Source organism: Thalassotalea litorea, assembly GCF_005843925.1.
Classification (GTDB): Bacteria; Pseudomonadota; Gammaproteobacteria; order Enterobacterales; family Alteromonadaceae; genus Thalassotalea_A; species Thalassotalea_A litorea_A.
The window spans coordinates 170818-194675 of sequence record NZ_VCBC01000003.1; the positions used below are offsets into that span (position 1 = coordinate 170818).

22 protein-coding genes are annotated in these 23858 nt (G+C 44.2%); 11 read left to right on the forward strand and 11 right to left on the reverse strand.

Translation table 11 applies throughout. The features are described from left to right. Positions 1–87: 87 nt before the first annotated feature. The 6 genes from FE810_RS02670 to FE810_RS02695 form a co-directional block, all read right to left on the reverse strand. Positions 88–5094, reverse strand: a complete 5007-nt coding sequence (locus FE810_RS02670; RefSeq protein WP_138318486.1) for a S8 family serine peptidase — start codon at positions 5092–5094, stop codon at positions 88–90. A 297-nt stretch (positions 5095–5391) separates the two neighbouring features. Beyond that, positions 5392–5943 carry a DUF3833 domain-containing protein gene (locus FE810_RS02675; RefSeq protein WP_138318487.1) on the reverse strand — a complete coding sequence of 184 codons (552 nt, stop codon included), beginning with the start codon at positions 5941–5943 and terminating at the stop codon, positions 5392–5394. Next, positions 5940–6578 (reverse strand): hypothetical protein, encoded by a 639-nt coding sequence (locus tag FE810_RS02680; RefSeq protein ID WP_138318488.1) that lies wholly within the window; start codon positions 6576–6578, stop codon positions 5940–5942. Before FE810_RS02680 ends, FE810_RS02675 begins: the two co-directional genes overlap by 4 nt. Then, positions 6575–7096 (reverse strand): DUF2878 family protein, encoded by a 522-nt coding sequence (locus tag FE810_RS02685; RefSeq protein ID WP_171022227.1) that lies wholly within the window; start codon positions 7094–7096, stop codon positions 6575–6577. Before FE810_RS02685 ends, FE810_RS02680 begins: the two co-directional genes overlap by 4 nt. Before the next feature lie 205 nt (positions 7097–7301). Continuing rightward, on the reverse strand, positions 7302–8411 hold the full coding sequence (locus FE810_RS02690) for an aminotransferase class V-fold PLP-dependent enzyme (protein WP_138318490.1): 1110 nt from the start codon (positions 8409–8411) through the stop codon (positions 7302–7304). Positions 8412–8422: 11 nt separating this feature from the next. Then, positions 8423–9598 carry a PrnB family protein gene (locus FE810_RS02695; RefSeq protein WP_138318491.1) on the reverse strand — a complete coding sequence of 392 codons (1176 nt, stop codon included), beginning with the start codon at positions 9596–9598 and terminating at the stop codon, positions 8423–8425. 167 nt (positions 9599–9765) lie between these two features. On the opposite strand from FE810_RS02695, the gene FE810_RS02700 reads away from it, so the two are divergent. Continuing rightward, positions 9766–10224, forward strand: coding sequence for an Lrp/AsnC family transcriptional regulator (locus FE810_RS02700; RefSeq protein WP_138318492.1), 459 nt, complete (start codon positions 9766–9768; stop codon positions 10222–10224). A gap of 82 nt (positions 10225–10306) precedes the next feature. On the opposite strand, the gene FE810_RS02705 is transcribed toward FE810_RS02700, so the two are convergent. Then, the gene (locus FE810_RS02705; protein WP_138318493.1) at positions 10307–10804 is read right to left on the reverse strand and encodes a DUF6491 family protein; all 498 of its coding nucleotides are present in this window, start codon (positions 10802–10804) and stop codon (positions 10307–10309) included. A gap of 220 nt (positions 10805–11024) precedes the next feature. Here FE810_RS02705 and FE810_RS02710 point away from each other — a divergent pair, with 220 nt between their 5' ends. Together FE810_RS02710 and FE810_RS02715 are read left to right on the forward strand one after the other, a co-directional pair. Next, positions 11025–12419 (forward strand): DUF1800 domain-containing protein, encoded by a 1395-nt coding sequence (locus FE810_RS02710; RefSeq protein WP_246036869.1) that lies wholly within the window; start codon positions 11025–11027, stop codon positions 12417–12419. Then, on the forward strand, positions 12419–13579 hold the full coding sequence (locus FE810_RS02715; RefSeq protein WP_246036871.1) for a DUF1501 domain-containing protein: 1161 nt from the start codon (positions 12419–12421) through the stop codon (positions 13577–13579). Before FE810_RS02710 ends, FE810_RS02715 begins: the two co-directional genes overlap by 1 nt. Here the strand turns inward: FE810_RS02715 and FE810_RS02720 are convergent. The 4 genes from FE810_RS02720 to FE810_RS02735 form a co-directional block, all read right to left on the reverse strand. Next, complete coding sequence (locus tag FE810_RS02720) at positions 13576–14157, reverse strand: GNAT family N-acetyltransferase (RefSeq protein WP_171022228.1); 582 nt, start codon at positions 14155–14157, stop codon at positions 13576–13578. The genes FE810_RS02715 and FE810_RS02720 overlap by 4 nt on opposite strands. Before the next feature lie 16 nt (positions 14158–14173). Further along, a complete protein-coding gene (locus FE810_RS17255; protein WP_138318496.1) occupies positions 14174–14785 on the reverse strand; it encodes a lytic transglycosylase domain-containing protein in 612 nt (203 codons plus the stop codon). Between the two features lie 52 nt (positions 14786–14837). Beyond that, on the reverse strand, positions 14838–15008 hold the full coding sequence (locus FE810_RS02730) for a DUF2496 domain-containing protein (protein WP_138318497.1): 171 nt from the start codon (positions 15006–15008) through the stop codon (positions 14838–14840). Positions 15009–15070: 62 nt separating this feature from the next. Beyond that, positions 15071–15889 (reverse strand): polyphosphate kinase 2 family protein, encoded by an 819-nt coding sequence (locus tag FE810_RS02735; RefSeq protein ID WP_138318498.1) that lies wholly within the window; start codon positions 15887–15889, stop codon positions 15071–15073. Between the two features lie 131 nt (positions 15890–16020). On the opposite strand from FE810_RS02735, the gene FE810_RS02740 reads away from it, so the two are divergent. The 8 genes from FE810_RS02740 to FE810_RS02775 all read left to right on the forward strand — a co-directional run bounded on the left by FE810_RS02740 (position 16021) and on the right by FE810_RS02775 (position 23844). Further along, positions 16021–16797, forward strand: coding sequence for a potassium channel family protein (locus tag FE810_RS02740; protein ID WP_138318499.1), 777 nt, complete (start codon positions 16021–16023; stop codon positions 16795–16797). 10 nt (positions 16798–16807) lie between these two features. After that, complete coding sequence (locus FE810_RS02745) at positions 16808–17068, forward strand: DUF5062 family protein (RefSeq protein ID WP_138318500.1); 261 nt, start codon at positions 16808–16810, stop codon at positions 17066–17068. 126 nt (positions 17069–17194) lie between these two features. Beyond that, positions 17195–17887 carry an RDD family protein gene (locus FE810_RS02750; RefSeq protein ID WP_138318501.1) on the forward strand — a complete coding sequence of 231 codons (693 nt, stop codon included), beginning with the start codon at positions 17195–17197 and terminating at the stop codon, positions 17885–17887. Then, complete coding sequence (locus tag FE810_RS02755; protein ID WP_138318502.1) at positions 17884–18828, forward strand: stage II sporulation protein M; 945 nt, start codon at positions 17884–17886, stop codon at positions 18826–18828. The genes FE810_RS02750 and FE810_RS02755 overlap by 4 nt, the downstream gene beginning before the upstream one ends. Further along, positions 18818–20401 carry a hypothetical protein gene (locus tag FE810_RS02760; RefSeq protein WP_138318503.1) on the forward strand — a complete coding sequence of 528 codons (1584 nt, stop codon included), beginning with the start codon at positions 18818–18820 and terminating at the stop codon, positions 20399–20401. The genes FE810_RS02755 and FE810_RS02760 overlap by 11 nt, the downstream gene beginning before the upstream one ends. Then, complete coding sequence (locus FE810_RS02765; RefSeq protein ID WP_138318504.1) at positions 20391–21539, forward strand: DUF4350 domain-containing protein; 1149 nt, start codon at positions 20391–20393, stop codon at positions 21537–21539. The genes FE810_RS02760 and FE810_RS02765 overlap by 11 nt, the downstream gene beginning before the upstream one ends. Continuing rightward, a complete protein-coding gene (locus tag FE810_RS02770) occupies positions 21536–22516 on the forward strand; it encodes an AAA family ATPase (protein WP_138318505.1) in 981 nt (326 codons plus the stop codon). Before FE810_RS02765 ends, FE810_RS02770 begins: the two co-directional genes overlap by 4 nt. Beyond that, entirely contained in the window at positions 22513–23844 is a 1332-nt protein-coding gene (locus tag FE810_RS02775; RefSeq protein WP_138318506.1) for a DUF58 domain-containing protein, read from the forward strand. Before FE810_RS02770 ends, FE810_RS02775 begins: the two co-directional genes overlap by 4 nt. The last annotated feature ends 14 nt before the right edge of the window (positions 23845–23858 follow it).

The window sequence follows — 23858 nt, forward strand, 5'->3', positions numbered from 1 at the left end:
ATCGCTAACAAAAACATTTAGAATAAAAAAAGCCAGTGAAGATTCACTGGCTTTTTGAAAAGGCTTTCGCCTTATTTGGGGCGTTTTTTAGCGTACGCGACGACGTACTAAAGCACCCGCAAGAATCAGTAGCATCCAGTACATGGCACCACCAGACTTCTTCTTCTCTTGTCCCGGAGGTTCAGGGTACTCACAGCTTCCATCATCTTCGTTAGCATTGCTATCGAAGTTGTTGGCATTGCTATCCGTACAACCTTTCTCGATACCATCGGAAATTACCGTCAGCATAAAGGAAGTAGAAGCGGCATCACCGGCATGCTCGATATCTCGAACCGTAACCGTAACTAACGTTTCACCGTGGAAATCCGCATTCGGGATCAGGTTAAACATGTCGCCATCAACTTCGGCGCTAATGCCTTCACCGGTTACTTCAATGGTGTTAGGCACTTTGTTGCCATCGATGTAGAACACTTCAATACCGTCAATACGAGCGTTTTCATCAACCATCATATCGTTGATTTCAGCAATCTTGATATTCGTGCTTACAGCAACGTTATGGGTATGAGCAACGCTATCCTGACCTTGCAGGTCATAATCAAAGTTGATTACCAGATCTTGACCAGTCGCTTCAGGTTGTACCGCAACTTTAAATGAAACTTCAATTTCACTTTGCTCAGGGCCAACATAATCAAAACAAACAACCAGATCGTCTACAAGTACTTCGTCAAGGTTATCAAAACCTAAAACTTCGTACAGATAGCCATTTTTCGGACCCGCATTACTAGAGAATGTCGAATCAAAGCCTTCAACCATTACCACACCTTTAGCAAGGTCAGCACCCAGGTTGTCGTAGGCATAGATAATCTCATGCTTGCCTTCGCGGTCATCAAAACCACTACGCAAAATCATTTGAAAATCAAATTCATCGGCTGTGTACTTATCCGTAACGTTATCAAACTCAAGGTATAATAAGTCACCTAGATCAGGACGTTCTTCGGCATACTGAGATGCAATGGTTAATCCACGAGGACTATCTGGATTGCGAAGATAATCCATAGTGAAACTACCTCGCCAGAATGGTGCTAAAGATTCAAATAAGAATCCTGGACCACGATGCAGGTTCATAATCCAGTAGCTTTGGTTAAACTGCATGGCACCAACCGGGTGCATACGCATAAAGCCACCATTGTTCTGGTTGTACACCTTGAAACTTGCATCTTGATTCCAGAATAACCAGTCAATTGGTACATCGTAGTAACTATTGCTGTCACCAACCATCCAGTCAGCATTTGGCTGGATACCAAACTCACCATGAAGATCGGTATAACCACCATCTGAGTACTCATCAATTAACGGTGTATGACACATTTCATCGGTCAGATTTGTCGTCATGATGTAATCGCGCATTACATCGCGTGTTGACAGTTGTGTACCAGATAATACGAATCCAGTTTCTGTTGCCTCTATCGCTTCTGTAATCGCTGGGTTATTGGCATTGATTGTATCAGTAGCGAGTCGCATACCTTCCGGTAGAGTAATCGCAAAGTTATAATCGCGATCATCGCTTTCCAGGTTTGGTTTTACCTTCATGGTAATGTCCAGAACATCCATAGATTTGGCTTTGTCCTGACTGACTTCCCAAGAAACAGCATCACCGATACGGTTAATATTCAGTGATGTAAAACCTAATGTGCCTTCAGCACCTGGAATGTTACCTAAATCGAAACCGCCATAGTACTTATCACCTTCCATTGCTTCTGGAATATCCCAGTTGATGGTTAGAGGATAATTACCATTACCGTCATGAGACTCTGGCGCGGTGATAGTCAGGTGACCGTTATCAGATGTCTCACTGAGCATGGCAATACCCGTTTCAACAGCGATTTCTTCGCCCCAAGGACCTGTCGCAGCAATCGTTGCTACCCAATACGTGCCAGGCTTAGGATTTACCAGATTACAGTAGTTGGTTTCAGCTTCAGAACTGGATAAACAGATGATTTCATCGTGATATTCCATACGCATATCTGCGCCTTCAGCCATCTGTTCTTCAGTTGGGACAAAGGATTGGTTATCGTTATTGTCATAGCCCAGAGCGATAAATGGCGTCGCTTTTGCGTAGCGAGGGTTATTTTTAACAAATTCATCGTCCACCGTTGCCGATTGAACTTCTACCATTAAACGCTTAGTGCCTTCAGGTACCTCAATGGCGCGAATATCCCAGCCTTTTTCAATATTGCTGTTAGTGATACGCGTTCCAACCACTTGCAAATCCATTGCATAGGCATCGGGTTTAACCAGACCGTAAAAACGAGGTGTCACTTCGGTATAGTTGTCCGTATTTACGATTAAAGTGTCTGAGCCTTGGTTACGAGTAATATCGATATTGTGTGATACCGGCAACTGATCAACCACATTAGCAGCGACAACCGGCATATGCACATCAGGCGCGTTACCATTGTCTTCCGTTAGAACAACCTGGCCGTTAAATAATGTGAAGTTATTAACTTCTGCATTCCAGAGAGCACCTGGCTCACCCGGGTTAACTTTGTGCTCCAACACACCAGGCAGAGACGCTTTAATTACGATAGCCTGGGTTTCGCCAGCTTTAAGGCTGAAGTTAGTAGGAGAAACGCTAATCTCAACACCTTCTTCTTTGCCAACACCTGTTACTGTCCAGCTGCCGTCTTTGGTTGCTTTTACCGTACGCATCCAGGTACAGGTACTTTCACATTCCATTTCGACCATAGAAGGAACATTCAACCAGTTATCAAAGCCACCATTGTTTGGATTGGCATCAAGGTAGTTGTCAATGGTTTCATCCATGATCAGGCCTGTCATATTGGCTCTTTCTACATTGATGGAACCTGCGCCCGCCATAAAGTTGAAATGAGGTTCAACCGATTGATATCCATTGTTTAACCAAACATCACCTGCGGTAAGCATTAATGCCGATTGGATTTCAGCCGGAGTCCAGTCTGGGTGCAATTGACTAAGTAACGTCATGGCACCAGTAACATGAGGCGCTGCCATTGAGGTACCGCTCATGAATCTCCAGTCTGACGCTGCTGGGTAGTTAGTAAACGGTTGATCATCAGCATTTGCAGCGTAGATATCAACACCTGGCGCAACTAAGTCAGGTACCAAAGTATTATGTGTACGACTCGGTCCCATCGAGGAGAATGGTGCCAGATTATTGGCTAACGAGTCATCCAGGTAGTATTCATTGGTTGCAACATTAATCGTCGCTCGAGCAGTGCCTGAGGTTGAGTTCTTGATCCAGTTCTCGAGTTTGTATTTGTTACTAGAAGCAACATTGAGACCTGGGATCACAAACTGATCAGCAACGGTCGGCTGACTATAATCGGTATTGACTAAAACGATACCACCAGCGCCACCAGCGGCAACATTTTTCGCTTTGTCTACACGGGCAATATCACCACGCTCACACACGACGACTTGGTCTGCGGTAAATGTATCTGCTGGAAAAGGAACATTACAGGAATACGGTGAGTATTCATCATTGGGCTCTGGATCGTCAAAGCTTGATGCCAATACGAATTCGCCAGAAATTTCATCGGTAAAGCCTTTGCCTTCAATCGGTGAACGTGGAATACGCCAGCTTGGCGCATCGCCTTCAAAGGCTGAAATTGATGTTTTACCTGCATCCAGAACACGATCGTGTTTGGTTGCACCCACAGTTGTTACCCATGGCGAGGTATTATCTGCAGACCAGAAATTAGGACCGGAGTTACCGGCAGCTGCGGCGACACTGATACCCGCTTCACGTGCGGATAAAAATGCCAATTCCATAGGATCTTCCCAAGGGAATGATTCTGCACCACCAATCGAAAAGTTAATGGTATCTACGCCATCAGCAATTGCATCTTCAAATGCCGACAAAAGTGCTGATTCAGGACAACCTGCATATGGGTCACCCTGACCACCAGGCCAACACACTTGGTAGGAAATAATGTGGGCACGCGGCGCAACACCGGATGTTTTAGCAAAAGTGAAAGGCAATTCTACGCCATCACTCATTTCTTCGCCACTAAAGGTTTGCAATGGCACATTGTCGATCGCATTACCAGCAACGGTGCTGGCGGTATGTGAACCATGGCCGTTGTAATCTTCACCATTTGCCGGGCGAATTTGTTTAGTCTGCCATGAATACTGCTGGAATTCAGGTGCAGAATATACGTCAGTAATTTCAGGGTATGAACGAACACCAATCAATTTGTCGTTACATAATTCTGGCGAGTCTACACAATCGCCAACAAAAACGCCTGATCCAAATGGATTAGACTGGCTATATTGTTCGTCACTGGCAAAGGCAACATGGTCGGTATTGATGCCGGTATCAATGATACCAACAACCATGCCTTCACCTTTTGCACCTACGCCATTAGGCGCTGAAGTATCTGTCCACGCAGCTTCTGCGCCGATAAACTCTGGTCCACGGTCAGTGCGAAGTTCAAAAATACGATTTGGCGTGATGCGCTTAACGCCAGGTTGATTCGCCATCAAAATGGCATCTTCCTGAGTCATTTCCACTAACATCGCATTATTCGCCAATGTATAGCGTTGTTCTACGTTTACTGAAGCGCCAATGCTTCTTACTTGATTCACAAATTGGTCTTGTTGTGTAATCAGGTAATCTTTATATTCCATCGCGGCTGGAGAGTTAACATTGACTCTGCCTTTCGCCATGATAGAACGGTTTTTCGGGGCATTGGTTGACGCCAGACCATTAATCGAACCGTTATAGGTTGCTAATGGTTCATCGTCTAATTGTACGATGTAATGACGTTTGCCACTTACACCTTGTTCAGGCTGGAAGATTTGCTCGGGACTACGAGCATTGATAATTTTATTGGTAACACCAGGTTGGCCAATGAAAATATCACCACTTAGATAGCGCTCTCGTTGTTCTTGCACGACAGCAATATCTTCAGCGGTAAAGGTTGGTTCGTAGAAGCTGGTTCCCGAAACTTGCTTAACGCCAGGTTCGGCAATTGCGACACCACTGGCACCGACGTACATCGCGGTAAGGGTTGCTATTAAACTTTGTTTAAATAGCCGTTTATCATGATCCATAATTATAGTTCTTATAGGTTGAAGGTAATAATAAAAGCTAGGGCAATAGAGTGAGCGAAGAGCTCATCTAAGCTTGGCCTGCTTTAAAATCAGGCAACTTTAACCTAATTGGATTGACGCTATTGGACAAGGCTATTTGTGTAGCATTTTGTATCAGATTAATCGGTAGAATTTTTCACTACTATTGTTGAATAACGTTAAGTAATTTTTGGCAAGGCCGATAGTTCACAGATTGAGGCCAGGTAAGCAGATAATTGAGTGGTGGTTGCAATACAGATGGCGGAAGCCATCTGCAATCTATGTTTTCTCGAAAAACAAGGTTACCTTGGCCACGGTAACGCCAAACTTTTTGATCTTGGCAATGTTCATCATATGGTTGTCATCGATAAGGATCATTTGGTCGTCGAAGGTAACTTCGTATTCGCTATCGTCTACCTTCAGATTCATTTTGTACTTCCAGCGAATGTATGCCCCAGATCGCTCACCGGTCGCGGTGCCTATGATATCATCGGCTTTACCTTGATAGGTGCTTTCATTAATGCGCTCGATTTCCCAGCGGCGAAATTGCTTTTCGCCATCATCGTATAGGAAATATTCGTCCAGAATACCGTTGTTACCTTCCCAACTTGCATCGATATCGACGGTGAATCGGCGGACGAAATCGTCACTGAAGTTGGTAACCAGTCCCCAGGCTTTGACCTTGCCATTGAAGAATTTCTCTAAGGTGAATTCCGGTGATGTCGCTTTGTATTCCTGAACAGACTGTGAGCAACTCGATAGCAAAGTCACGAGTGCAAGAGCAAATACTGAAGTTTTCCAATGGATGAAGCTCGGTAGCTTAAATATCATTTCGCTTGTCCTGTAAGCTGTTTCATGAGTTTCGGGCGAGTCGACTTATCCGACACCCAGATCGCCAGAAATTGATCAACCTGAACGCTTGGCGCAAATTCGTGAATCAACTGCTGATTGTGAAAGAGTTTCGCCTCTCCCTTCGAGCTGGTTTCAATAGCAAGAGAATCCTGCTCTTGAAGGTCGGGAAAGACTACTGCCAATTCCTCGATAAACCCAGAATTCTCTGGATGTTCAAAATCCATTTTTCGCCATTGTTTCTTGGTTTCCTCGGCGAGCTTTTCTCCCTCAATATCAAGGAAATAGGTTAAGTGTAGACGTAAAGGGTGCTCTATACCGGCCGATGCACTTTCAAAGTCGCCATCAGGAGTAAACAATTTTGCTAAGTAAACATCCCAGAACAACATTTTCAGCTGCGCCTCCCCAACTTTCTGCCATTGCCCACTATTATCTGTACCCGTGCTGGTCACGGTCATGATATCCGCTTTGTCAGTGCTGGCCGCGTCGGGAATATCATAGCGGCTCTGTTTATCGCTGTGATTATCGGTCTGATTGCCACTGGCTGGCAATGTTGTGAACAGTGATAGCGCTGTTGCGATTGCAACCAAAAGTGAAGTACGTGTGGAAGTGTTCATGAGAATTTCCTCCAGATGTAGAGAGCAAGGGGCAGTACGCAAGCCCAAAACAGAACGAACAGAATGACCTGAGGTAATAACTGCAATTGGATAATAACCGCCTGTTTCAGGTGGCCTACGTAGTAACTGAAAGGGCCAGAAACCGCAGAGATTAACGCCAGGTGCCAGTAGGGAAGCGGCCAGTGCTGCAAGAAGATAAACGCAAAGCGAGCAAACGATACCCAAAGTACACCAAGCCAAAGAGGGTTGATGGTGGCGTCGTTAAACACGAATAGGTTCATGCTGATAAATGTAAAGTCGGCGATGATGCCAATGCTTGCCAAACTAACAATCAATTTCAACGTTATTGCGCGCGGCGGGGTGAGAGCAAACCAGATTAAGGCAACAAGCGCTGCCGCTGTGCTCCATTGCATGATAACGATGAGAAACCAGATAACATTGAAAACGATACCGTGCCAAAGCAATGAGGGCGGCTGAGTGCGCTCAATATTGGCATCATTAGCGTGGCTGGTATTCATAATCATCACAGGGTCTCGGCGAGTGGTGATGAATATACGAAATGAACGGCAAAATGGTTCACGCCTGTTTACGAAAGGACGATTACTGGAGACGGATTGTAGCGACACCCGAATACCAATTCCACTAAGTGTTTTCCCACTCAGTGAGAATTTAATGGAATTGGTATAAGGCCTGGTATCGCTTAATTCAGGGATAAGTTTTTAATTAAATTACCGATTTTATGGTATCGATGAAGTGCTCAATATCCGCCTTATCGTTGTAGATGTGGGGTGATACGCGCATTCCCAATGCGCGACTGTCGACAGCGATTTTCTGAGCGGCAAGTTTGTCTAATACGGCTTGCTGCTTATCAGCAAAATGCAATATTGCCGTACCTGAGCGTAGAGCCGAATGTTCAGGTGAACGAATATAATCGGCGAGGTGCTGCCAGAGATGATTTAACATGTTCTGGTTATGCTCGCGTAATTTGTCTGAGGTTACCTGATTAAAATACTTTAACGTGTGAGCTGCGATAGCATAGGGTGCGATTGACGGGGTGCCGCCCCAAAAGCGCATAGCACTTGGGTGATATTTAAAGTGATGAATATCAAATTCAAATGGATTTTCGTGGGAAAACCAACCGACATCAATGGGCTCACATTGTTCGATGTGTGCTTCTTTAATCCACAAATAGGCAGCGCCGGGGCCTGAACATAACCACTTCACACTAGAGCCAATCATAAAGTCTGGTTGCAGAGCTTGCAGATCCAGCGGGATAACACCGGCGGATTGAGCAATATCCAACACCGAAAGAGCATTCACTTTTTTGGCCAGGGCGATGACGTCCGAAATTGGTGCTAATTGGCCAGTATTGGAATAGGCGTGGGAAACAAACACTAAATCAGTATCGGCATTTAAGTATTGCGACCAGACATTGGCATCGGTGATGTCATGATCTTTTGGGATAAACCGAATGTTTGCCTCTGGTAGGCATTTTTGTACGGCGAACCCCATACTTGGGAAGTCCTGCTCCGCCATGAGTATTACAACGCCTTGTTTGCGTAATTGCGGTAAGGATTGCAATAGCTTGGTCAGAGCCGACGACAGGTTTACCTGCGGACAAAACTGACTGGCGTTGGAATTTAATAACCCGGCTAGCTGATTAACAAAGTCATCGATGATGCCCAACCATTGCCCCCAGGGTTCAGTATCACCCTGTTGCCAGGGCACTAGAAAGCTGTCTTCAAAGCCCTGCTGTAAACTTTTTAAGGGTCTGCCAACGCTATGATTTAGCAGATAGGTACCTTGCGGTAAATGAAAATCCTGTTTGCTCATCTGCTATCCCTTTAGCTTTTATCTAGTGTTGCTTTGAGGATTTCGATATCCTCAAAGCGGGTACGAATATCACTGCGTTTGGCCGCACAGCGTTTATCCCTCAGTTTTTCCAATCCATCCAATAGCACTGGCAATGGTGGACCGGAAGCCGTTACTTTTTCCATATGTTGCTGCACCATAGACAGCGATGGAATTCGAATATATTTTTCCACTAATTGGTTATGGTGGGCAATCGCGGTTTCGCCATGGAGTTTACAAACCTCTAGAAACAAAGCCAGATTTTGCTGATACCAGTCACGACTATGAGCATCTTTTGCGTCAAGAAAATCGTCCATTAAACTTGGTCGCCGCATACAATCGCGCAGGATAATCTGATCTTCCGGCATCATATATAAAAATTTGTCCACCAACATTTGCGAGTATGACGGCTCGTTTGCAAAGCACAATCCAAGCTGCATATCGATAACATTGATACCGGCAAAATCACCTGCATTTGCACCTCGGTATACCTCTTTACCTACCCGATAAGGTTTGTAGTAGGGGCGAACGCAATAAAAGAAACGATCGGCGGCGAGCTTTTCAAATAATACCTGATTGGAGTCCAGAACATCCTGCAGTGCCTGTTTCGCCACCTTTAACAAATCGGCGGTAATTGGATGACTGATACCTAAAGGCTGAATCTTCAATAACGCATCGGCAGCTCGTTTATAGGCCAGAATACCTTTGGTGTTGTAATCGAGAAACAAGGCTTCATCGTGTAAATCGGTAAACCGTTTGTAGGTGCCATCGACAGCGCTGTTGTGGGTTGTTAGATGAGCAGTAGCAAATCTTGGTGTTACGCCAATGGATGCTCCGATGTGCATAGCAAGAGCCGAGGCTTGAGTTAATGGGGAAACGGTTTCTCGTGATGGCTCGGTAATTTCATGACGGCGACAGGCGGCCATATATAACCCAACATTGCCAAGCAAGTTAAACGCGTTATCAAACCCTTCGTCAGTATTGCCCTCTGCGAGGAGAGTGGCGATGAGTTCTTCTCCCTGGGTTTTCAGAGCTGATTTCATGTCCTCGCCAATATTGTCGACATTGGCTCTGTCATCCTGTTGCCAATACAGTGTTTCAAGCTTTGAATTTAAGGTACAAAATTCATTTCTGATCCAACGATCAAAAGCACGGGTGTTTGCTGTCACAATTAAATGTCCGAAAATAGTTAACTAAGAGCATGCTAACAAAGCTTAGCAAGTGAATTGCAATAAAATAGGTAAGTAGTTTTGGGCTTTCGTGGTTAAATGGTCTAATGTGGGGCTTTTAAATAGTGAAAATCACTAACTTACCCCGATTGGTGGAAGGGCAGGCTATGGATAATAAAGACTTACAGATACTCGATGCCTTGCAAAGTAATGGTCGGGTAGCAATTTCTGAACTGGCTGAACAGGTAAACCTGTCGGATACTCCCTGTTTACGCCGAGTGAAAAAGCTGGAAGCCAGTGGCATGATTAAAGGCTATCGGGCAAGCATCGATGCCAATGCGTTGGGGTATTCTGTGCTGATTTACGCGCAGGTGAGACTGACGGAAAATTCGTTTGATAAAGCCGAAGAGTTTGAGCAGGCAATGCGATCATTACCGCAAATACAGGAATGCTCAGTAGTTACGGGTAGTTATGATTATTTACTAAAAATCATTGCCAAAGATCTCGGCCACTATGAACATTTTCTTAAAACATCACTTGGCAAAGTTACCGCCATCGATAGCATCGAATCCACTGTTGTACTCAAACAAACCTTTTCCCGAGAGACGATACCCATTTTTGACTAGCGCCCTAAAGATCAAGGGGTCAGAGTTGTTGATTATCAACAACTCTGACCCCTTGATCTTTAGTTTATCGGTATTCAGGAAGCTATTGCTGAGTATCTTCCGAAGTTTTCTCAGATACTTCTTCGTTGTCCTCAGTTTCTGTTTCACCATCTTGGACATCGGAATTATCTTTACTCTTTTCCGGATGCCACTCATAGATTCGAGTGATAATACAGCTGTCTACCATTCCTCCGGTAACATCCGTCACGACTTTGTCGCCCCTGGATAAGCAACTCGACCCCATGCGCTGTACCGTTGCAATGCGGGTAAATGCCCACTGAGGATCGCAAGTTCCTGACAAGGTTAATTTATAGGCTTTGTTAGATCGTGGATAAATCAATAACGCCTTGCGTTCGCTATCTAAGGTACTCCAGCTATCTAAAGATGAGGCATAGCAGACCTGTGAAACTTCTTTTCCCTGGCGCGGGTCAATTTCTTTGGCTGCTGAGGATTGTTCGCCATTGCCGCTGCAACCCCCAATGGCCAGTAATGTAGTAAGCAAATAATATTTGAGAGTAGATAATTTCACTAACGTTGTCATCGCCATACCTTTTTCATGCCTGTGCTGATCGTTGCTAAGGGTGTTACTGCCGGGCTTCTTTGATTGTACGCTGTGGTGCTGGTTAAGGTGCACCTATTCGAACACCCAAGTGCGCATTGAGTTATGAGGTAAGTATAGTCTGCCCGTATTAGGGGGATTTGGCAAAGCGAATAATGACGACTAAGTTAATAGTAAGAGTTGATAACTATCATAAACACAGATGAAACCAGTCGATAATGCAAATATTAGTCATGCGGCGACGGTAGCGGTGAATCGTTTCGGAATTGGCGCAAAACCAGGGGAGCTGGTGACAGCTTCAACCGACCCGCAAGGGTGGGTGATGAAAAGTCTTGCACCGATTAGCTTTGAGAGCAGTCGCTCTCCTACGTCTTCGCAAATTTTAATCAAGCTGGCAGACATTCGTCAGTTACGGAAAAAACGTCAGGCTCTATTAGATGCGGGTAAGCTTGAAGATAGTGCCGAAATTCCCGAAGAGTTGATGGATCCCGCCGGCAATTATTTTCAATCTACCTATCGGCAGATAGCGACGGATACCTTTAACCAGGCTCTGGCATCGGATTCCGGGGTGAGTTGGCGGTTGCTCGACTTTTTTTCCAATCACTTCAGTGTATCGGCCAGCTCCCAAGGAATGACAGCGCTCGCTGCAACATTGGAAAGGGAGGCCATAGCGCCGCACTTGTTGGGCTCTTTTACCGACATGTTAATTGCGGTATGCCAACATCCGGCAATGCTGATTTATCTAAACAATGAAAAATCGTTTGGACCGAATTCCATTTTTGTTCAACACGGACGGCTAGGACTCAATGAAAATCTGGCCAGAGAAATCTTAGAGTTACACACCTTAGGCGTCGATGGCGGTTACACCCAACAAGATGTTGTTGAACTTGCCAAAGGCATAACCGGATGGAGTGTGAAAAAACCTGTAGATGAAAGCTCGAAGGGATTTAAGTATCGCAGCTATGGCCATGAGCCGGGGGCGCGAGTATTACTCGGCAAACAATATTCACAAAAAGGCATGCATCAGGGCCTGGCCATGCTTGCCGACCTGGCCGCACATCCAAGTACGGCAAAATTTATAACGCACAAATTGGCAGTACACTTTGTCAGTGACAAACCATCGAAAGCGTTACTAGAATCTCTTGAAAAACGCTGGCTAAACACAAATGGCAATATCCGTGAAGTTATGGAGGCGCTGGTAAATCACCCCGAGGCCTGGCAGCAGCAAACACGAAAATATAAAAGCCCACGTGATTTTGTGTATTCCGCATTGCGCGGTTTGGATGTGAAATCGATAAAACAAGGTCAGTATTTTGCAACCATGCGGTCACTCGGACAAGCTCCGTTTAAAGCCGGTTCACCTGCTGGGTTTGGTGATGTTCAGCAAACCTGGGATGGCGCAAGTGCACTTATGGCACGCATTGAATGGTCATCTGAACTTGCACAGCGAGCACAAGAAACCGACCCCGAAACGCTGATGACGACCAGTTTAGGAAGCGCTATTAGTCACGATACATTTACCCATGTAAGCCGAGCAGAAAGTCGTGATGTTGCTATGACAATCATGTTGATGAGCCCAGAGTTTCAAAGGAGATAATGATGCGCCGCAGACAATTTATCAAAGCATTAACCGCATCATTGGCAACCATACATACCCCTTTGCTCGCGGCCAATAGACTTGCTCTAAATCCAAATCGCAGTGGTAAACCGGCAAAATTAGTTTGGGTTGTCATGCGTGGGGCAATGGACTCTTTACATACCGTAGTGCCGACGTTTGAGTCGCAATTATCGAGTTATCGACCGAATTTATATCCTGCGATAAAAGACGATTTATTGGCAATCGATAAGGGCTTTGGATTGCATCCAGCGATGACTTATATGCATGAGTTATACAAGCAAAATCAGTTATTGGTGATCAATGCGGTATCTTCCGGCTTTACTGAACGCTCGCACTTTGATGGACAGGACTTTCTTGAGAGTGGACTTGCCCATATCGATGCAGATACCGGCTGGTTGGGGCGCGCGGCGGCCTCTCGGGTCAACAAGGCAATTGCCGTTGCCAATTCAGTGCCAATCAGTTTACGGGGTTATGACAAGGTTACAACTTGGTACCCTTCGCGATTTCATAGCGCAGATGCCAGTGTTTTCGATGCCCTTGAAGACTTATATCAATCGGATAAATTGCTAAGTAAACGCTTAGCCCAAGGCCTTGAACTGAGACAACTGACCAGCGAAGGGCGTGGAGGATACAATCGCGGCCGTTTTGTTGATTTAGCCCAATCTTGTGGTCGTATTCTGGCAAACGATCAAGGCACGGATTGTGCGATGCTCGAAGTCGGTGGCTGGGACACCCATAATTATGAAATACGTCGTCAGCACAAACATTTAGTGGAATTAAATGATGGCTTAAAAGCATTGCAGCAAAGCCTTGGTGACTACTGGGAAAATACCGTGGTAGTGATGGCGACCGAATTTGGACGCACGATAAAAGAAAACGGCACATTGGGGACGGATCATGGCACCGCAAGTTGCATGTTTATGGCCGGAGGTGCGGTAGCCGGTGGTCAGGTTTTAGGTAAGTGGCCGGGATTGTCGAAAGAGCAATTATTTGAAGGTCGGGATCTGGCGCCAACCTCAAATACTTTTTCCTGGATAGCATCCATGCTGTCTCAGCATTGGCAGCTAGGCGATCAGCAAATTGCCGAGGTATTTCCCCAGGCAAGCCCATACAAAGGCAATTTAATCGCCAAACGCTAGATGGATTGCGATTGCCATTCGGTTTTTAAAAGGCCGTAAATGAATTCGTCGTGCCAGCGCCCGTTTAGGGTTGAATGCTGGCGCAGACACGCCTCTTTTTGCATCCCAAGCTTTTCCATTAACCCGAAAGATGGATGATTTTCTGTGACGCAATGGGCGAGGATCTTATTTGCCTGACCTTCCATAAATAGCCAATCTATCAGTTTATTCGCGGCTTCCAATGCATAGCCTTTGCCATGGTAATCGGGATGTAAGCGATAGCCTATTTCCACCCGCCCATATTCAAGAGAGTCGACTCGCAGACAAACGATGCCGATAAACGTTTGTTCATCTCGCAAGCACACTGCCAATCCTAACCAGGTTTTCTCATCACATTGCCAGGGTTCCATGAATTCGCGCACTTTCTTCTCAAGTGTCGCATCGTCTTCAATATTGGCAATATAACGCATGATTCTGGGATCTTTATTGTGTGCCAGTTCCGCGGCTAAATCGCCAGCTTGGAAATTTCGAATGTTCAGGCGTTCCGTTTGCCAGTTGCATTGATTAAGCTTGGTTTGAATTTCCATTGCAGACAACATAGTGATTTTTATCCTTTTATGCTCTGGCTTTGCGGTATCTTTGGTGCAGGATCTGTACCCGTTCAACGTAGTTTTTTGTTTCGGTAAAAGGCGGTATGCCGCCGTATTTTCTGACATTTCCTTCACCGGCATTATAGGCGGCAGTAGCCAGCTTGATATCGCCGCGATATTTTTTTAACAAGCGGGCGAGATGCTGTACCCCACCTTCGATGTTTTCCCGGGCAATAAAAGCATTTTTTACCCCCAGCGATTTTGCTGTTGCAGGCATTAATTGCATCAGGCCCTGCGCGCCTTGTTTGGATATGGCTTGGTGATTAAAGTGAGATTCGGCATGAATCACAGCTCGAACAAGCGCCGAATCGACCAGATATTTGGCACTGGCAGATATAATTTCCTGACGATAATCCTCGGTATTTAACTGAGTACGATACCAATTCACTTGAGAATGGTTGCTGCAGGCATAGCATTCGGAACGATATAAGGTATAGGGCGTCGACGCTGGAGCTTTATCGGAAAAGGTCACTACGCCATCTTCAGACGTGTATTTATAGATATTGCCGCTATTGGCAAATGTAACCGTGGGTAAAAATATTAATAAACCTATTAGCCCCGAAAGCCAGCCTGCCATAATCTCATCACATTATTATTCTTTGATATTGTTAACATAACCAATAAAAACCCTATTGGCTATTTCGTTCATTGCCTTGTTCGGCTCGCAACTTGTTTTGGTAATCTGCAATAACCAGTGGCAGCGCTGCCAACACGGTATCTGCGGCGACCTTATTTTCTTCCAGTAACTGAATTAAATCTACTGCAAGTTGGACATGAGCAGGTTCTCTATCGAGAGACATTTCACTACCCTAATCGTTGAGTCGTTTTATCTGTAAATGGTATCGTGACGCATTGCGACAAATTATTCAAACCTAAGTTGTTGTTTTGCCCACTCGAGCATATCAGGATCAATTGGCGGCGGGGTGGTATCCACACCTTGCTCTAATAACAGAACCAGGCCTTTGATTGCTGAGACTCGTGCGTACCATTTGTGATTGCCATTGACTAAATGCCAGGGCGCATTGCTGGTAGACGTTCGCTTAAACATGTCATTAGTGGCTTGTTCATAGGCCGACCACTTTTGGCGATTGCGAATATCTTCTTCGGTCAGCTTCCAGCGCTTAACCGGGTTGTCCAAACGCTCTTTAAAACGCTGTAACTGCTCGTCTTTACTAATATGAATGAATGCTTTGATGATGCGAACTCCATCGTCAGTTAGCATACGTTCAAATTCATTGATTTCCTGATAGGCCCGTTGCCACTCATCAATGCTGGCAAAGCCTTCTACTCGTTCAACCAGTACCCGACCATAATAAGACCGATCAAATATTGCGATACGACCGGGTGGTGGCAAGGCTTTTTGAAATCGATACAAATAATGCCGACCTTGTTCATCCTTCGTTGGAGCCGCAATGGGATATACACGAAAGCCACGCGGATCGAGTCGTTCAGTTATGCGACGAATCAAGCCACCTTTACCACTGGCATCCCAGCCTTCTAATACGATGATAACGCGGCGGCCTTGATGAAAGTATGCCTGTTGCACCGCAAGCAATCGTTTTTGCCAGTGGCTTAATTGCTTTTGATACGCTTTTTTATCTTCAATAATGCCTTCGCTGAAATCGACATCACTGAGTTTTGGACTCGGATCACTAATGATTATTTCTGATGGGGTATTCATTGCAACGCACTCTCAAATAGTAACTCTTTCAGTGTTGGAGACAACTGAGCAAAACTCAAGAAAATCAATGGCTCATTCTCATTTTCACAACTAATCTTTAAATTACTTGCTTGTTAAATAGGCTGATATTGGTGTTACCTAAGATCCGCAAAGCGATTCCCGCCTGGGTTAAGATCCTGTCCTCAGGGTTATGTCTTGCTGCCGTTTTTCTCTTGTGTCTGGAAATCATGGTGATTTATGGTCAGGAAGAGGAACGCTTGCCGGGCTGGATCAGCTACCTGGTAAATCTATTATTTTATGGCGTGATTTTAATTTGGATTGCTCGTTTGATTTATATCTTTATCTATCTGTTTCAGCAGGATGTTAAAAATCGCGTTTTAGCGGATTTGGCGGCAACGTATTTATCGACAATTATTGTCTTTTCGAGTGGCTATTATCTGATCAGTTCGCTGGCGGACTATCGTCATTATGTCAATGAATATCACCATTATCAGACGTTACCAAAACATTTCCAGGACATTGAATATCCCTATAACACTCGTGGTTTTGTGGGTATCAATCACTCTATGTTTATGGGTGTTTCCGAATTAGTTGATGATATTGAGGTGAAGTATGGTCAGCCAGCTTCTGCGTCGCAAAAATGGCAAGCCGTGCACAATCTCGAGGATGTCTTTCTCCCACAATATAATTCAGAAAAACGATCTTTGTATTTTCTTGAATGTTTCTATTTTAGTGTGGTTACCGTTACCACCTTAGGTTATGGTGACATAACGCCAAACTTTTGGTTTGTAAAAATAGCGGCATCGATACAAAGTTTATTAGGTGTGGCAATTGTCGCAGTTGGTTTTGGTTTGATTGTAAATCGTATCCGGCAAAAAGAGCAGATCGATTGTCAGGAAAGACAATAAGGAACCTATCTTGAAGAAAGTAAAAAATGAAAAAGAGTTATTAAAACAGGCGTTAATTATTGGTCAAAACTATGCCAAAAATCGCGGCTATCAAAGTTTTGGCGCGACAGATTCTTTTGATCAAAAAGTGGAATGCATCTATCGATTGCTAGTCAACGATAAGCTACTCATACCGCTGCCAGAGGATCAGGAAAACGGAGTCCATATGAAAAAGCGATTAGTGAAATGGATCAGTAATCAGTTGCCCGCGGATCACCCGCTATTGAATTAATTGCGCTCTTGCCTTGTCGCGTTTTCATCTTTCCCGGAAGATTGCGACATAACGCGCATCTGGTTCTTGCATCTGTGTAATATTTAACGCATTATTTTCCGTTCAGAAAAATAATAAAAATGTACTATGCAGTATCAGGGATTTGATAATCTAATCTACAAGCGTTTACCCGAAGGTGTGAGTATTAACTTACAGCCTGCGGGACTTACCGTTAGAGCCTACGCCTACCTTTGGGACTTTATGTTCCGGGCGTTAATTATCTTTATATTTTCACTCGTGTTGAATTTCCTGGGAGATGCAGGCCAAGGGCTTATGCTGGTCGTATTTTTTATTGTCAGCTGGGGCTATTATATTTTTTTTGAGGCGAAAAATGGTCAAACGCCCGGTAAGAAACGCTACAAATTACAGGTGGTTCAGGATAATGGCCTGCCACCGAGAATCGAACAAATCATCTTAAGAAACCTCCTACGACCTGCGGATGCATTCCCTTTTGCTTATGCACTTGGCATGCTTGTCATGTTCTTTGGTTCAGAGTTTAAACGGATTGGAGATTGGGCGGCCGGAACTATGGTGATCTATTGCGAACAAACTGACTTGCAAATGGTTAACCAGAAAATTGAGCCATTAGCGCCTGGATTTTCGTTTAGCACCGAAGAACAAAAGTTGATTATTGGTTTTGCCGAGCGCTGTGACAGTTTGTCCGTTGGCCGTCAATATGAGCTTGCCAACGTACTGGCAAAAAACATTAATTGCCGAGATCAGGAAGCGGTAACTATGTTAAAGCGTTATGCGCAATACTTCATGGGGCAAGAAGTATGAAACAAAATCAGTTTGTCCGATTAAATGAAGCGCGATGGCAATTATTCTCGCAGTTTGATGCATCAGATAAAGACTGGGTTGCAGTTTATCCCGAGCAATTTCGACAAATCTGTTCCGATTTGGCATTGGCTCGGAGCCGTCAATACTCTCCCGCACTTATTGAACGATTAAATCAGCTGGTGCAACAAGGACAGCAGCATTTATATCAAAGCAATGGCTTTAGTCTGGTTCACATACTGAAGATTTTTACTCAAGACTTTCCCCGAGCGCTATACGAAAATAGTAAATACATTGTCGCTTCTACATTGGCATTTTGGGGGTTAGGGTTACTTGCTTTTCTTTGGGTGTTGATAGCACCACAGCACATATATTGGTTTATCGACCCGATGCAGGTGAATCAGTTAGAATCTATGTATGACCCCGCGGGATCAGTACAAACAGATAGCCGCAGTGCCGGACAAGATGTAATGATGTTTGGCTATTATGTCTACAATAATATCGGCATTGCCTTTCAGATGTTTGGTGGCGGGGCACTTCTTGGTGTCGGCGCCTTATTCCCTCTGTTGTTCAACAGTTTCTATTTTGGTGCCATAAGTGCTCACATCGTAAATGTGGGTTTTGAGGAGCCTTTCTTTTCATTTGTTATCGGTCATGGCTCATTCGAATTGATGGCTATTGTAATCGCAGGTGCAGCGGGTTGTAAGATAGGTTTCTCGATTTTAAATCCTGGTACTCTGGCCCGTAAAGAGGCAATTAAAAAATCGGGTATGTCGGTGTTGCCATTAATCTGTGGTGCTTTTGTTATGTTGCTTATCGCAGCATTTGTGGAAGCGTTTTGGTCCAGCAGTGATCTTCCCTCGATCGTAAAATATATCGTCGGTAGCCTTGGTTGGTTTTGGGTTTTACATCGCTTATATCGAGGTTGTCGATATGGAAATTAATCGCCTTGCCTTTGTACCCAGACCTCGAACTCCCTGGCAGGTATTTGACCTGTCATTGCAGTTTTATCGAGGCAATTTCTGGACGATGTGGAAAATCTATTTAGCTCAGGCATTGCCTTTAGCATTCGTACTTTTCTTAGTTTTCGAACCGGTTGTGGCGAGTTTGATTTTTTGGTGGTTAAAGCCATTAATGGAAAGGCCACTTCTGGACTTTTTAAGTAAACAGACATTTTCTCAGGATACCTCAACCAAAGCGAATTTAAAGGTGCTGAAACGACTGAGAATCGTCGATATTGTTGCGATGCTAACCTGGCTTCGCTTAAGCCCTAACCGAGCCTATCTGGCAAGCGTTGAACAATTAGAATTACTGACTGGGACAGCACGCCAGAAGCGAAAGACTTTATTAATCGGAAGGATGCAAAACAAACAAACTCAGTGGATGCTCTTTATGGTGCATCTGGAGATGATCTTGATATTTGCCATCTATATGGGCTTGTTCTTCTTTTTACCCAATGAAGATCCGATATCGCAGATGTTTGATCCCTATGGCGAATCATCATTGTTACAAGAACAAATTTCGTTTTGGATTTATGTTGTTGTTGTTTCTCTAATTGGCCCATGGTTCAGCTGTGGTGGCTTTATGATGTATCTGAACAGCCGTATTAAGCTTGAAGCCTGGGATCTGGAGCTTGGGTTTAAACGCTTAAGTTTGCGTCTTCCTCAGTGGGCTATTGCCGTGATTGCAGCGGGCATATTTACAGCGGCTTTACCACAACCCGTTGAGGCGGCCCAAGCAACAAATACTGAACTATCTAGTCCATTAACCGAAAATCACGACAGCAGCGATAAGAGTACACAACAAGCCAATAAGGCGGGTATCAATGGCGATGAAAAGTCGCAAAGAAGTTTACAGGTCCGCAATGAGATTAAAAATATCTATGAAGAAAACGAGCTGATTAACCGTAAAAACATCTACAAACTTAGTGAAGACGACACCAAGGAAGAATCAAGCATGCCACAATGGCTTGAGGCTTTTTTCTCAATGTTTTCTTGGTTATCTCTGCTTGCACCCATGATCCAATGGTTATTATATGGACTCATTCTTTGGTTTATTTTATGGGTCGTTTATCGCCTTTATGGTATCTACTCTCAACAAGAAACCGTACCTTCTCAGCGTGCGAATAAAGCGCCAATGAAAAAAAATCCACAGGTGGTTCCCGAATTTTTTGAAAACATAGAGACTCAGCAATGGCCCGATGATTTGCTGGCAGCGGCCAAGCACAGCCTAGGCGAAGACGATGATCGCCAGGCACTGATTTACCTTTTAAAATATGGCCTCGATTACATCGGCACTGCTGCGCCTGATTTACTCACTTATTCAATGACAGAACCAGAGTGTCAATCGGCGATAAAACAAAATTTTTCAGCACAAGTTTTCCTGCCAATGCAAAAACTCTTTGCCCTTTGGATGGCAAAAGCCTGGGCACATCGAGAAATCGACACGACAGAGATATTGTCATTGATTGATGTCATTGATCAGCTTCCAATTCCCCAGGTGAACTATGAAAACTAATGGCTTAATCGCAATATTGGTGCTGTCTTTAGGATTGCTGGGAGCCTATATTTACTCTTTGGATTGGATTCAAGAAGAAGTGATCGTTGGATTGAACGACGAGGCACGCAAAGATCCTCTATTGGCTGCAAATCTGTATCTGAAATCTCAAGATAAAAAATTAACAACATTAGCCTCTCAGAAAGACTTTATTGATCATACTCGCGTAAAACTTATTGATGAAAGTACGTTAATCATCAACGAAATTAGTATGCTGGAATATCCTAATGTTGATGATTATCTACTTGATTGGGTTCGTAGTGGTGGCCACTTAGTCTATGAAGTCTCAGGCACCCGGGTTGCAGACGAGATAGATGACAATGCGTTGTTGCGAGAAGCCGGGATCCAAATTGTAGAACTAGAAGACTTCGAGCCTTACCAGCGGTTATCAATACAAAACGAGCCTCAGGCAAACCTTACTATCTCATTGAAATCTTACGATATGTCGTTGGCAATGTTTTCCCGTTTCAGAATTCGCGGTTGTGAGGGTGATGCATTTTCCGACGAAGAGTATGAGGATGCTCTGATATGCGACTTTCCATATCAAGGTGGATATATCACATTCATCGCTAACCTGGATTTGATACGCAACAACGGATTGATTCATTTAGACCATGGCCAATTCCTGAATTGGTTAACCGCAACGAATGAACGCGTATTTTATTTGCCTAGCCTTTATTCTCCTAGTTGGTTCGAACGTATTTGGCAGCGTTCTTGGTTGATAGTAATGACTTTTCTACTGGTGTTACTGCTAATTATTTGGCGCGGATTGGTGCGCTTCGGTTCCATTGAAGGGCTTATTGGACAAGGTGACTCTTTATTTAATAACCATCTGCAGGCGATGAGTCGTTTTCTTATCAAACATGATCAAGGTGAGACTTTGCATAAGGCATTAGTTGCGGATATAGACGGGAAATTAGAAGCAAGAATGCCAGGATTTGGTCAGTTGCCAAATGAACGTAAAGTCAAAATCCTTAGCGAAATTACCGGTGAGTCAGAACAAAGCATTGAACAATTATTAACGATTACGGTACCCCAGGACGATGTTGGCAGGGTTCGGTATACAAAAGAATTTAAAAGTTTAAAGGAAAAATTATGAGTCAGGTGATCAGTGAAGAGCTAACTGTAGAACAAGCTCATCAGTCAATCGTTGCGGTTAAGTCGCAAATTTCAAAGGTCCTGATTGGTCAGGACTTGGTCATTGAAAATGTGTTAACAACGCTATTTTCTGGTGGGCATATATTACTCGAAGGTGTCCCAGGTCTTGGTAAAACCCTGTTGGTAAGAGCCATTGCACAATGTCTCGATGTAGACTTTGCGCGCGTGCAGTTTACACCTGATTTAATGCCATCGGACGTACTTGGTCACAGTTTATATGACATGAAACAGGGCGAATTTACCACCAAAAAAGGTCCTGCTTTTACCAATGTATTGCTCGCAGATGAGATTAACCGGGCACCGGCGAAAACTCAGTCTGCTTTGCTTGAGGTAATGCAAGAGCAACAAATTACTCTTGATGGTGACACCCATAAAATAGAATCGCCTTTTATTGTTTTGGCAACACAAAACCCACTGGACCAGGAAGGAACCTACCCTTTACCTGAAGCAGAATTGGATCGCTTTATGATGAAAATCGAAGTGGATTTTCCTGCCATCGAAGATGAAGTCTCATTGCTTAAGCTAAATACACTGCCACAGTCAAACGAACAAAATGTAGCGTCTTTGCAAAAGGTCATTTCTCCAAAGGAAATTGAACAAATAAAGGCTTTGGTTAGCAATGTTCTTGTGGATGAGCAGCTCTATGATTATGCGGTTGAAATCGTTCGCAAATCCCGCAGTTGGCATGGCGTATTGCATGGTGCAGGCTTGCGCGGCAGTATCAATTTAATTAAAGCTGCCAAAGTAAATGCATTAATGAATAATCGCGATTATGTTGTCCCTCATGATATAAAGATTGTTGCCCCTAATGTATTGCGCCACCGATTAATATTGTCCGCTGATTTGGAGCTTGAAGGTGTAGATAAAAATCAGGTCATCGACGAAATTCTTGCGAGTGTGGAAGCACCACGGCTATGAAACTGAGCGGTATCCGCCCCGAACTAAGGCTGATTCAAGGTGGTGCTCTGGTGGTTGCACTTCTCGTTTTAACCTTAATTTTTGTTGAGGAATCCAAAACGTTGGAACTGTACTCTGTTCCGATTGCCATTGCTTTGCTTACCATAATTGGCTTTGATTATTGGGTGAGTCGACATGCGCCTCTACTAAAGGTTACTCGTAAACTCCCAAATAACTTAAGTTTTCAACGATGGTACGATATAGAGCTCACTCTGGAAAATCAGATGAACAACGGTATCTATTTTCAGGTTCGTGACCATTTAGATAGCAGTATCAGTGTTCAACATAAACAAGAGTTTCAATACATTGGGGCAAAACAACGTACCAAATTAACCTATCGAATCAAGCCTAATCAAAGGGGCGATCACCGGGTTGGTGATACTGAATATTGTGTTCGTTCGATATTAGGGCTTTGGCAAATCCTCTGGCTAGACAATAATGCCGAGCAGGTGAAAGTGTATCCAGACTTTCGTCGGGTCAACCAGCAACACAGTTTAAAGGGGATCAGTAATCTGCCAATTAATGGTTTAAAAATCATGCGCAAACGGGGGCAGGGAACCGAGTTTAATCATTTGCGAGAGTACCGCCAGGGAGATTCAGTTCGACAGATCGATTGGAAATCTTCGAGTAAACTGCAAAAGCTGATTGCTCGTGAATATCAGGAAGAACAAAATCAGCATATTATCGTAATGCTTGATGCTGGGCAGCAGATGAACATCGAAACCGAAACAGGTAGCCATTTCGATGCGGCACTGAATGCACTGTTGATGTTAAGTCACACGGTACTAAAACAAGGTGACTGGTTTAGTATGCAGAGTTTTAATCAACAGGAACGTTGGTTGGAAGCGGTGAAAGGGGAACAAAATGTATCGCGGGTTATGAATCATTTTTATGATCTTTATCCCGATCAAAGTTACGGTGATTATCAGCAGGCGGTCAGTGATTTATTGCAGAAAAACAGCAAACGTTCGTTGGTTTTAATGGTGACAACCATTGATGATCAAAATGCTAAGGCTCTGTTGCCGGCGTTAAAGCGTTTACAACGTCATCATCTCGTGGCTTTGGTAAATATTGAGAATCAGGCGCTTGCCAAGGCGATAAATCGTGACATTACCCATATATCGGATGCAGACCGTTATTGCTCGGCTATCGAGATTAAAAACCGCTATCAGGCGCATTTAAAGCGGATGACAAAAGAAGGTATTATCTGTGTGGAATGTTCGCCAGAACGCCTGTTACCCCATGTGATAAACACGTATTTAAGTGTTAAACACAGTGGTATGTTATAAAGAAAACACCTGCT

What these genes read in the sequence shown, in the direction of transcription:
- FE810_RS02730 (WP_138318497.1), bottom strand. Translation starts at nt 15,008, where the DNA reads ATGTCTCTCGATAGAGAACCTGCTCATGTCCAACTTGCAGTAGATTTA.
- FE810_RS02675 (WP_138318487.1), bottom strand. Translation starts at nt 5,943, where the DNA reads ATGATATTTAAGCTACCGAGCTTCATCCATTGGAAAACTTCAGTATTT.
- FE810_RS02670 (WP_138318486.1), bottom strand. Translation starts at nt 5,094, where the DNA reads ATGGATCATGATAAACGGCTATTTAAACAAAGTTTAATAGCAACCCTT.
- FE810_RS17255 (WP_138318496.1), bottom strand. Translation starts at nt 14,785, where the DNA reads ATGGCAGGCTGGCTTTCGGGGCTAATAGGTTTATTAATATTTTTACCC.
- FE810_RS02735 (WP_138318498.1), bottom strand. Translation starts at nt 15,889, where the DNA reads ATGAATACCCCATCAGAAATAATCATTAGTGATCCGAGTCCAAAACTC.
- FE810_RS02765 (WP_138318504.1), top strand. Translation starts at nt 20,391, where the DNA reads ATGAAAACTAATGGCTTAATCGCAATATTGGTGCTGTCTTTAGGATTG.
- FE810_RS02685 (WP_171022227.1), bottom strand. Translation starts at nt 7,096, where the DNA reads ATGAATACCAGCCACGCTAATGATGCCAATATTGAGCGCACTCAGCCG.
- FE810_RS02690 (WP_138318490.1), bottom strand. Translation starts at nt 8,411, where the DNA reads ATGAGCAAACAGGATTTTCATTTACCGCAAGGTACCTATCTGCTAAAT.
- FE810_RS02705 (WP_138318493.1), bottom strand. Translation starts at nt 10,804, where the DNA reads ATGACAACGTTAGTGAAATTATCTACTCTCAAATATTATTTGCTTACT.
- FE810_RS02750 (WP_138318501.1), top strand. Translation starts at nt 17,195, where the DNA reads ATGCAGTATCAGGGATTTGATAATCTAATCTACAAGCGTTTACCCGAA.
- FE810_RS02770 (WP_138318505.1), top strand. Translation starts at nt 21,536, where the DNA reads ATGAGTCAGGTGATCAGTGAAGAGCTAACTGTAGAACAAGCTCATCAG.
- FE810_RS02775 (WP_138318506.1), top strand. Translation starts at nt 22,513, where the DNA reads ATGAAACTGAGCGGTATCCGCCCCGAACTAAGGCTGATTCAAGGTGGT.
- FE810_RS02715 (WP_246036871.1), top strand. Translation starts at nt 12,419, where the DNA reads ATGATGCGCCGCAGACAATTTATCAAAGCATTAACCGCATCATTGGCA.
- FE810_RS02755 (WP_138318502.1), top strand. Translation starts at nt 17,884, where the DNA reads ATGAAACAAAATCAGTTTGTCCGATTAAATGAAGCGCGATGGCAATTA.
- FE810_RS02700 (WP_138318492.1), top strand. Translation starts at nt 9,766, where the DNA reads ATGGATAATAAAGACTTACAGATACTCGATGCCTTGCAAAGTAATGGT.
- FE810_RS02720 (WP_171022228.1), bottom strand. Translation starts at nt 14,157, where the DNA reads ATGTTGTCTGCAATGGAAATTCAAACCAAGCTTAATCAATGCAACTGG.
- FE810_RS02710 (WP_246036869.1), top strand. Translation starts at nt 11,025, where the DNA reads ATGAAACCAGTCGATAATGCAAATATTAGTCATGCGGCGACGGTAGCG.
- FE810_RS02680 (WP_138318488.1), bottom strand. Translation starts at nt 6,578, where the DNA reads ATGAACACTTCCACACGTACTTCACTTTTGGTTGCAATCGCAACAGCG.
- FE810_RS02760 (WP_138318503.1), top strand. Translation starts at nt 18,818, where the DNA reads ATGGAAATTAATCGCCTTGCCTTTGTACCCAGACCTCGAACTCCCTGG.